The sequence below is a fragment of the Pedobacter sp. ASV28 genome, assembly GCF_016428855.1.
In the GTDB taxonomy this organism is placed as follows: Bacteria; Bacteroidota; Bacteroidia; order Sphingobacteriales; family Sphingobacteriaceae; genus Pedobacter.
Genome location: NZ_JAELTN010000063.1, coordinates 18,350 through 28,452 on the forward strand (window position 1 = coordinate 18,350; position 10,103 = coordinate 28,452).

General features: G+C 38.2%; 6 protein-coding genes. 4 read left to right on the forward strand and 2 right to left on the reverse strand.

Going from position 1 to position 10,103, the window contains the following annotated elements:
- The first annotated feature begins 8 nt into the window (after nucleotides 1-8).
- On the forward strand, nucleotides 9-131 hold the full coding sequence (locus JHD79_RS23025; protein WP_255533949.1) for a hypothetical protein: 123 nt from the start codon (nucleotides 9-11) through the stop codon (nucleotides 129-131).
- Here JHD79_RS23025 and JHD79_RS18645 read toward each other — a convergent pair.
- The gene (locus JHD79_RS18645) at nucleotides 115-2,019 is read right to left on the reverse strand and encodes a DUF3857 domain-containing transglutaminase family protein (protein WP_199120869.1); all 1,905 of its coding nucleotides are present in this window, start codon (nucleotides 2,017-2,019) and stop codon (nucleotides 115-117) included. The genes JHD79_RS23025 and JHD79_RS18645 overlap by 17 nt on opposite strands.
- Entirely contained in the window at nucleotides 2,019-4,001 is a 1,983-nt protein-coding gene (locus JHD79_RS18650) for a DUF3857 domain-containing protein (protein ID WP_199120870.1), read from the reverse strand. The genes JHD79_RS18645 and JHD79_RS18650 overlap by 1 nt, the downstream gene beginning before the upstream one ends.
- A 135-nt stretch (nucleotides 4,002-4,136) precedes the next feature.
- On the opposite strand from JHD79_RS18650, the gene JHD79_RS18655 reads away from it, so the two are divergent.
- The 3 genes from JHD79_RS18655 (at nucleotide 4,137) to JHD79_RS18665 (ending at nucleotide 9,842) form a co-directional block, all read left to right on the forward strand.
- Nucleotides 4,137-5,075 (forward strand): 3'-5' exonuclease, encoded by a 939-nt coding sequence (locus tag JHD79_RS18655; RefSeq protein ID WP_199120871.1) that lies wholly within the window; start codon nucleotides 4,137-4,139, stop codon nucleotides 5,073-5,075.
- A 459-nt stretch (nucleotides 5,076-5,534) separates the two neighbouring features.
- A complete protein-coding gene (locus tag JHD79_RS18660) occupies nucleotides 5,535-6,683 on the forward strand; it encodes an efflux RND transporter periplasmic adaptor subunit (RefSeq protein ID WP_199120872.1) in 1,149 nt (382 codons plus the stop codon).
- 21 nt (nucleotides 6,684-6,704) lie between these two features.
- Nucleotides 6,705-9,842, forward strand: a complete 3,138-nt coding sequence (locus JHD79_RS18665; protein WP_199120873.1) for an efflux RND transporter permease subunit — start codon at nucleotides 6,705-6,707, stop codon at nucleotides 9,840-9,842.
- The last annotated feature ends 261 nt before the right edge of the window (nucleotides 9,843-10,103 follow it).

The window sequence follows — 10,103 nt, forward strand, 5'->3', positions numbered from 1 at the left end:
ATTTGCGGATGGCAAAAGAAAAAGAAGACTATTCGTTCTGGACCAGGTACAAACAATTTGCCAGTACAGAAATCATCATGTACCTGCTTATGATTATCGGAATTGGCTTAGGTATTATTTTTTTAAGCTGAGCACCAATTTTAAGTGATCCTTATTGCTCACTTCATTGATAAAATCATAAAATTCATTGTAGCTATCTGCCTTAAACGTCCCTTCGTTTAACACTAATCTGAGATAGTAGGCCAAACTGCCATTTATGATTTTGGCCTCCATTTCATAAGTGCCAAATTGATTGTTGATTTTATATTTTTGGGGTACAACCAAAGGAAGAATTTCGGGATCCAATCGATAGGTTAAACTATCAATATCGGTAAACCCCCTATTGATGCACATAGGTAATAATCTGTTTCTAACAGCAGGTACGGTTCTTTGTATATTCAATAAGTTAAGGTTCAAAAATAGCTTATCATGATTAAGTGAAGCATATTGGTCTACACTAATTTTTAACTTTTCAGTTAACATAGGGTTAATTTCCTTGTCCTGATCAAACTCTATTTTTTCAAAGTTAAGGTTGTTTAGTCCATAAGTGGCATTTAAAGACTTTTCTTGCTCTACACGGGGTTTGGTAAGCAAGTGGGTACGGTTATCATATTGGGCACCCGAAAAACGAGTTGTAATTTCCCCGGTAAGGGTCCCATTTTTCAGCAATTGCAAATCCGCATGACGCATTTGTAGATTACCTTGAGTGTTTAATTTTGGTGTTCGTAATAATTTGCCTCCGGCTTCGGTACATGCTAATACCAACCTATCGTCTGTAAAATCGCCCAGAAAACCAAAGGGAATTTCCTGATTGGTACATTCCAACCACGTGGTATCTCCTTTTAAAGGCAGACATAAAATAATATGATTACCCTGTTCCATACTGGCAAAGTCAGGCATCAGGCTCTTTTTTTCATTTCCTGCCTGGACTACACAATAATAAGATTCGATATCTACCACCTTTAATAGGCTTTGCATATAGTTGACCAATGCTTTACAATCTCCATATCCCAAACGATCTACTTCTTCGGCACTAAATGGCTGAAAACCACCAATACCCACCTGTACACTAATGTAACGGGTCTTTTGCTGCAGGTATTCGTATATCTTTTTAGCCTTTGCCTTATCGGTCATCTCCTCTCTCACCAGGTCCTTAATCAGTTGTTGTGTACTAGTGGGCAATACGGACCTGCCTTTTAGCAAATATTCATAACTCAACTTGCCCAGTTCCTGCCAATTGCTATAGCTCCCCTTAAAATTATAATAGACAAAATTTTTGGGTGCAATTTTAACAGAAGTCAAATAGGTATCCCTGGGTGGGGAATAGGGTTCATATTTAATGGCTGCTAGGTTTTCTACCTGCCAATATAAACTTTTGAACTTTTCGTTTTCCGTTTCTTCTGGCTTGGTTGTATAGTTATTTGCTTTGATACGTAGCTCTTCTTTAGCATTACAGATAAATTTATAACTACTTTTTTCGACTGCAATATCGAAGCCAGGGAGAGGAATCCAATCGGGAATAATCAGGTTTTGTTTATTCCTGATCTCATATTGATAGGCAATGGTATAGGGATAAGTATTTACTGTCGGAGCATAATGTTTAATTCTGTTGTCCTCAAATAGCGAAAAATTACTAACTGCACTTTCATCACTAAAGTCACTTAATGAAAATTTACCTGTCAGCTTTCCAAACTCGTTGTAAATTTCACCTTTTACGCTTTTGATGCTGATGTTCTTGTTATAAAAAAGATTTAGCTGAGCATAGCCATCGCCATTTTTATTCCATATGGTGATGGCTGTTTTAAGGGTTAAGATCACATTATCAGCAGCACGCATATCTACAATAGTTTCACTATTCCTTATGGTGGCATTGGCTCTATTGCGTAGGCTTGGGGAAATCAGATCAGCGGCATAGTTTGATTGGGCCTTCACTTGGGTAAAGGCTATGACGATTAGTAAAGTAAGAATAATTTTTCTCATTATTTAGTGACATTTGCCAATAAGATGTCCATTTTTTGGGTCTGAATAATCCGATTATAAAATTCTTTCAGGTAATGATACTCTTCTGAGGTATAAATAGCCTTATTAAATTGTAGCACTTGGCTCATCAAGAGGTTACGGTCGTTAAGACTAATCTGTAGGAGGTATCTCCCCATATTGTTTGGTAAGCCCAAAGACAGGTCTTGAGGTTTTTCCTTTACCTGATAATTAACTGGCAATTGCAGATTTATCGATAACCTTTCCTCATGGGCGGCACCTAAATCTACCGGATAGGTTCTTTCTTTCAGGTTAAAAGGATTCTTGCGTATCGGATTTATAAAAAATGGGTTGATGTAACTCTGCTCCTTGTGACTAGGGTCATACACAGAAAATTCAACTTCATACTCTTCTATCAAGGCATTTTCAACGCTATCAATATTGCTGATTTTAAAATTTTTGATCTTAATATTGGTCAATCTTTCATCCAGTTTTTCTACGTATTCTTCTATAGAATTATATTTTTTGATTTCTTTCCGCTGATTGATGCCATCATATCCTATTCTACTTGTTGTAATGGTTCCTTTAATCTTTCCATCTTCATACAATTCTCCTGTTAAGATGTGATTGGTTAAACTTTTTTTAGAAGCCTTCAGGTCTATCCAATAAGATGGTTTTTTAAGATTGATCACCCTTCCCTGATCATTTATACATCTTAAGGGCAATAGGCCAAAAGGGGCAAGAGGTTCTGTAGCATCCAACAAATAGCTTGTTCCTTGAATATTTACTTTGGCAATGACATAATTGAACTCGCTCATCACGGGATAAAGCTTATTCACCATACCATTTTCACGGGTAGAAATGATTACCGCTTCGGCATCCAGACCTGCAGCAGACATAGCGGCGATCAATGATAGATTGATGTCTGCAACGTTACCCGTTCTGTTTTCTAGCACATTCTTGATATTGGTTTCACTATATTTTCCATAATAATTGTTCCACCGAAGTTGTTTCTTAAGATAATCGTAAATGTTTCTTGCTTTGTCAAGATCTGTTGTCGCATTGGCTATAAGCTGTGGCATAATTTCTTTGAACGCATCTTTTCTTTTCATCTGGCCCCCAAAATTCTTGTCGCCCGTGAGCTCATTATCTACGCTCTGCCAAGTTTTGGTATATTTTTGACTGGAACCATTAAGGTAATGCACTTCGGCCAATTCAAAATAAATGGCCGATTTGTAGTTACTGGAAGCAGTCATATAATCTTCCTCTACAAAAGCGGGAATATTTTTTAAGGTATAGGTCAGTTTGGAACAATCCATTTCCTTTCCTGCAATCCTTAAACATTCTTTGTTCAGCTCTGCCTTGTTATCGGTTAACTTGTAAAAGCCCCTTAATGATACATTATAACTGTAATTGGCAGGAATAAAGGCAACATATACACTATTTAGTTTAGGAATATCACCCTGAAATTCCCAGGTTTTAAAATTAAAGATATAGGGCGATTCGATGATATAGCTATACTCGATAATAGAATTTTCCCTGATATTAGGTAGCGTAAACTTTTGAAGAGAAAGGTATTTTGAGCGGTTTTCGGTAAAAATGGCCTTTTTGTCCATAAAGTTTTCTTCATAACGTCCATTTTCAAAGTTAAAAGTAGAAGCCTTTAATTCAGAAATCATTTCCTTTCTATTATCACTATCTCCATTATAGATGGGAATTACAATATTTGCCTGTTTAAAACCTTCTTTATTAAATATTTTTATCTTGGCATGATAATAAAACTCCACTCTCATATTCCCGGTCTCCGAATCAAAAGTTAAACGTGAAGTACCATATTCATCCAAATAAACCGCATTGGCATTGCTGTCTATCTTATTCCTATCAAATAAACGGTCTTCGTTGGTTAATTGTCCAAAAGTAAAATCTTGTGCTTTGACACCAAAAAAGGCTAACAATAAACTAAGGACCAGTAGGATTTTTGACATATTTAAAGTATAATTAAGAGATAACGGTTACGCCTTCCAAATTTATAAAATAAGGGCTAAAAGTTTACTTTTTAAGAAAAAATGGCAAATTAAGAAAGGTTTTTAGCATTTTTGGAAAAAGTATATCTTTCAAAAATGAAATTAAATCTAAAACGTCCGCTTGCTTTTTTTGATCTAGAAGCTACAGGTGTAAATGTTGGAGTAGATAGAATGGTAGAGATTGCCATCCTAAAGGCAATGCCAGATGGTACCGAACAAATGTTGGTAAAACGTATCAATCCAGAAATACCTATTCCTTTGGTTACTTCGCTAATTCACGGCATTTATGATGAGGACATCAAGGACGAACCTGTTTTTGGACAGGTGGCCCAAGAGATAGCCGATTTCATTGGCGATGCAGATCTTGCCGGATATAACTCAAATAAATTTGATATCCCCATGCTGTTGGAAGAATTTTTAAGGGCAGGTGTAGATATAGATATGAGCGATCGGAAATTTGTAGACGTACAGAATATTTTTCACCAGATGGAACAACGTACATTAAAGGCAGCGTATAAATTCTATTGTGATAAAGACATCATCAATGCACATTCTGCAGAAGCAGATATTAGGGCAACTTATGAGGTGCTATTGGCCCAGTTGGAAAAATATAAGGATACAGAATTTGAAGATAAGCAGGGGAAAAAATCTATTCCAGTTCAAAATGATGTTGAAGCATTACATCATTTTACCAATATGAACAAACCTGTTGATTTTGCGGGCAGGTTAGTTTATAACGAAAAAGGAGAGGAGACCATTAATTTTGGCAAGCACAAGGGAAGAACGGTAGAAAGTATATTTGATGCTGAACCAAGCTATTATTCCTGGATGATGCAGGGGGATTTCCCATTGTTTACCAAAAAGAAACTAGAGGAGATCTGGAAACGTTGGTCTAAAAAGAAAGCCGAATTAAAACAGGCTAAACAACAAAATGAGGTTCCGCAAAGGAGCCAACCCGCTTATGAAAAGCCTAAGCCAGCGAAACCTGTAACCGAAGATATGCTAGAGCAATTGAAAATGAAGTTTGGTAAATAAATAAAATAATCCCCACATGTTGAATAGGGCAAAGAATGATTCAACATCATAGATTCTTCCAAATTCGAAATGCAGGGATTATTTTAAAATAAAAATAGTTAATCACTATTTGTTTTCTCCTACTTCATAAGGCCCACCATTGGCGAAGCTTTCTTTCTCTGCCCCCCAAAGCTCTATCCCAAAAAGATTAGATTATAGATCTAAGCCAATGTAGATCATGCGGCCCTTATCAGAAAATAGATACGTATATTACCATAGTCAGCCAGTGTATAATCTATGTACATAGGTCGTATTAAAATGATCGACTTTCATTATATTTAGTTATATTCAAACGTATTTTGATCATTGATTTTATTTGGTTCTTTGAGAGAACTATATATAAATGTGTGGTATTTACTATTGGTCCAGCATTCTGGACATTTAAAACAAGCTGACTAAGCCAAAATAATTTGTTTGCATATGAAAACGAATGCGCTCATCTATATCTTAACAACACTGGTTGCATTTACTTCCTGTAGCGGTCATAAAAAAAAGAAAGACCTAAATACCGGATCAAACGAATACGAAGTCCTAACGCTGGTACCTGATACCGTTACCACTTTCAGCGATTTTCCCGCTACCATACAGGGAGAAGATGTGGTTGAAATAAGGCCCATGGTAGATGGCTATTTAGAACGTGTTTATGTGCCAGAAGGAGCGACAGTTAAAAGTGGACAATTACTTTTTAAGATTAAAAACCCAGCGTATGAACAGGCTGTAATTACCGCCAGGGCTACCATTAAAAGTGCTGTTGCCGATGTTAATGCGGCAGAGATGGACGTAGAAAAAGTACGGCCATTGGTAGAGAATGATATTGTAAGCAAATATGAACTCAAAGCTGCACAGTACACCTTGCAATCTAAACAGGCGGCATTGGCACAGGCTCAGGCAACATTGGTCAATGCACAAACTAATTTGGGATACACCTTTCTTCGAAGTCCACAAGATGGCGCCATTGGATCTATTCCCTATAAGATTGGCGCTTTGGTAAGCAGTACTACTGCACAACCACTTACCGTTCTATCCAATACTGGAGATGTATATGCCTATTTTTCATTAAACGAAAAACAATTGCTTTCTTTTTCAAACCAGATCAAGGGCAACAGCTTACAGGAAAAGCTCAATAAACTTCCTGCAGTAACGTTAGTACTTGCCGATGGCACAGTCTATTCCATTAAAGGAAAATTAGAAACGGCGAGTGCCTTAATTACCACCACTACGGGAACGGCCAGTTTAAAGGCCACATTTGCCAATCCAATGGGGATCATCAGAAGTGGGGCTAGTGCTACGGTTCGTGTGCCACATACCAGTGATAGTGCATTGTTAGTACCGCAAGCCGCATCCTATGAATTACAGAACAAACAATTTGTTCGTGTGGTGAAATCAAATAATATGGTTTTCAGTGTTGCCATTACTTCAAGCCCCAGCAATGATGGACAATTCCTCATTATAAAGTCTGGATTAGCAGCAGGAGATCGAGTGGTACTTGACGGACCAAATCTAAGAGACAGTACAGTTATAATTCCCAAAAAAGTAAATGTAGATAGTTTGTACAAACGGTCTAGATAAACAAAAACAACAATCGGTCTTATGCTAAAGATATTTATAAAACGGCCTGTATTAAGTACTGTTATCTCGGTCATCATTGTTTTGTTAGGCATACTTGGCGCAATAAAGCTGCCCATTAACCAATATCCTAACATATCACCACCCACGGTACAGGTATCTGCAAGTTATGCAGGTGCAAGTACGGATGTAATCTTAAAAAGCGTTATTACACCACTGGAACAACAAATTAATGGGGTAGAAGGGATGACTTATATTACCTCATCGGCAACTAATACAGGTTCTGCCTCGATCAGTGTGTTCTTTGCAGTAGGTACCGATCCCAACCAAGCTGCCGTAGATGTACAAAACAGGGTTTCTGCGGCCACCAGCCTTCTTCCTCAAGAAGTGACACAAGCAGGTGTAAGCGTACGGAAACAACAAAGTAGTAACATCCTTATTATATCTCTTGCCAGTGATAATCCGAATTACGATCAAGAATTCCTACAAAACTATGCGGCCATTAATGTTATACCACAGTTACAACGTGTTAATGGGGTTGGTGCCGCATCGGTGTATGGCTCTGCCATGACTTATTCTATGCGGATTTGGTTGAAACCTGATGTGATGGCCATATATGGGGTTACTCCGCAAGATGTTTCTGATGCTATTAATGAACAGAATGTACAAGCTGCACCTGGCAAGTTTGGTGAAAATGACAAACAAAGCTTTCAATATGTCATCACTTATAAAGGTCAGTTTCAATCGCCAGATGAGTTTAGCAATATTATCATCAAATCCAATGTACAGGGACAATACCTTAGACTAAAAGATGTTGCCCGTATTGAACTAGGTGCACAAACCTATACCGGTTCTACCATAACAGACGGCAAGCAATCTGTAGGTATAGCCATTAGCCAAACCCCTGGTTCCAATGCGAAAGATGTCATTGACCAATGCAAAAAAGTACTGGCAACAGCTCAAAAATCTTTCCCTACTGGCGTGAAAATGATCTATTTGGTAGATATCAATACTTTCCTAGATGCTTCCATAGATAAGGTGCTGCATACTTTGGTTGAGTGCTTTTTATTGGTGTTTTTAGTAATATTCATATTTCTTCAGGATTTTCGTTCCACCATTATCCACGGTATATCGGTACCGGTAGCCATTACGGGTACTTTCTTCTTTTTATATCTATTTGGTTTCAGTATCAATCTGCTCACGCTATTTGCATTAGTGTTGGCCATTGGAATTGTAGTTGATGATGCCATTGTAGTGGTAGAAGCTGTACACTCAAAGTTGGAAAGCGGCTATCAGTCACCCCGAAAGGCAGCTATAGATGCCATGTCGGAAATTTCTGGGGCTATAGTTACCATCACGTTGATCATGGCGGCCGTATTTATTCCGGTAACCTTTGTTACGGGTTCTGCAGGAGTATTTTATCAGCAGTTTGGCATTACATTAGCCATTGCCATTATGATTTCGGCCGTTAACGCGCTTACGCTTTGTCCTGCATTGGCTGCGTTGTTTTTAAAACCACCAAAACATGAAGAAAATGGTAAAGAGAAGAAACTACTTCAACGTTTTGGAATTGGTTTTAATGCGGCATATAACGCATTAACGACAAAATATACTGGAGTCATCAACTTATTTAACACCAAAAAATGGCTGGTCATCGTAATTGTTGTATTATTTTCTAGCAGCCTGTATTTCCTCATGCGTTCCACCCCCTCGAGCTTTGTGCCTAGCGAAGATATGGGTACCGTATTTGTAAATATCAGTTTACCGCCCGCCTCTACCATGGAAAGGGTACAAGTAATTACCAAAGAAATAGATAGTATAGCGCGTACACTTCCACAGGTGCAGAATACCATGATGACCTTAGGTCAGAACCAAATTGGAGGAAGCGGCAGCTCTTATGGAATGGTGGTATTGCGTCTGGTACCTTGGGATACGCGACCAGGAATAACCAATGATGATGTAATTAAGTTATTGACCAAAAAAACCTCGGGCATACATGGAGCCAATATTGTTTTTATGTCCCAGCCCACCATTACAGGTTTTGGAACAAGCGGAGGGTTCACTTTTCAGCTACAGGACAAAGAAGGACATTCCATTCAGGATTTTTATAAGGTAGCACAGAACTTTTTAACGGTATTGAACAAACGCCCCGAAATACAATACGCTTCTACGGCTTTTAACCCTAACTTTCCCCAATACCTATTAGATGTAAATGTTCCTAAATGTAAAGATGCGGGAGTAACTGTAACCAGTGTGCTAGGTACGATGGAAACCTTTTATGGCAGTTCTTATGTATCAAATTTTAATGAGTTTGGTCAACAATATAGGGTCATTGTACAAGCAGACACCAATTATAGGGGAACACCAGCCGGATTACAGAATATTACCGTAAAAACAGGCGATGGAAGCATGGCACCGATTACAGAATTTATCACACTAAAAAGGGTATATGGCCCTGAAACCATAACGAGGTTTAATTTATTTACTTCTATATCGGTAAATGGTTCGCCAAATGTAGGCTATAGTACCGGGCAATCATTAGCGGCTATTCAAGAAACCGCAGCTCAGGTATTGCCACAGGGTTATGGGTTTGAATATTCGGGAATCAGTAGGGAAGAGGAAAATAGCGGCTCGCAAACGATATATATATTTGCGGTATGTTTGTTATTCGTTTACTTGTTGCTCAGTGCCCAGTACGAAAGCTATCTATTACCTTTTGCTGTTATGTTGTCTATGCCTGTAGGTTTATCAGGTGTATATGTATTTGCCAAAATATTCGGTCTTGACAACAATATTTATATGCAGATCTCGGTCATTATGTTGATTGGCCTTTTGGCAAAGAACGCCATATTGATGGTTACCTTTTCGCTCGAGAGACGCAGAAGAGGAATGACCTTATTACAATCGGCTATTGAAGGGGCAAAAGCAAGACTCAGACCCATATTAATGACTTCTTTTGCTTTTATTTTTGGATTGATGCCCCTTATGTTTTCATCCGGAGTAGGCGCAAATGGTAACAGATCTATTGGTACTGGGGCTATTGGAGGAATGCTGTTTGGCACCTTACTGGGTGTATTTGTAATTCCCTCCTTGTACCTTATTTTTCAAGGTCTACAAGAGAGACTTCGTGGAAATATCCAACAGGACGACGGCGAAGATTAGACAACATTATCGACTTAATAAAAACAGCCATGAAAGGAAATAAAATGTTCTCTCCCCTTAAACTAATATCCTATATCTCATTGGTAGCGATCATATTAGGTGTTTCGACATTTCCTGCCTGTAAGGTAACCCAACCATATCAACCTAAAAGACCTTAAGGAACAACGTGGGCCAATTATCATTTTCTCTACCGTAAGTGTAATCATTTCCACCTTTGCAGTAGGTGGTCTCTTTTATTATATCGTACCATTATTTGGCCTC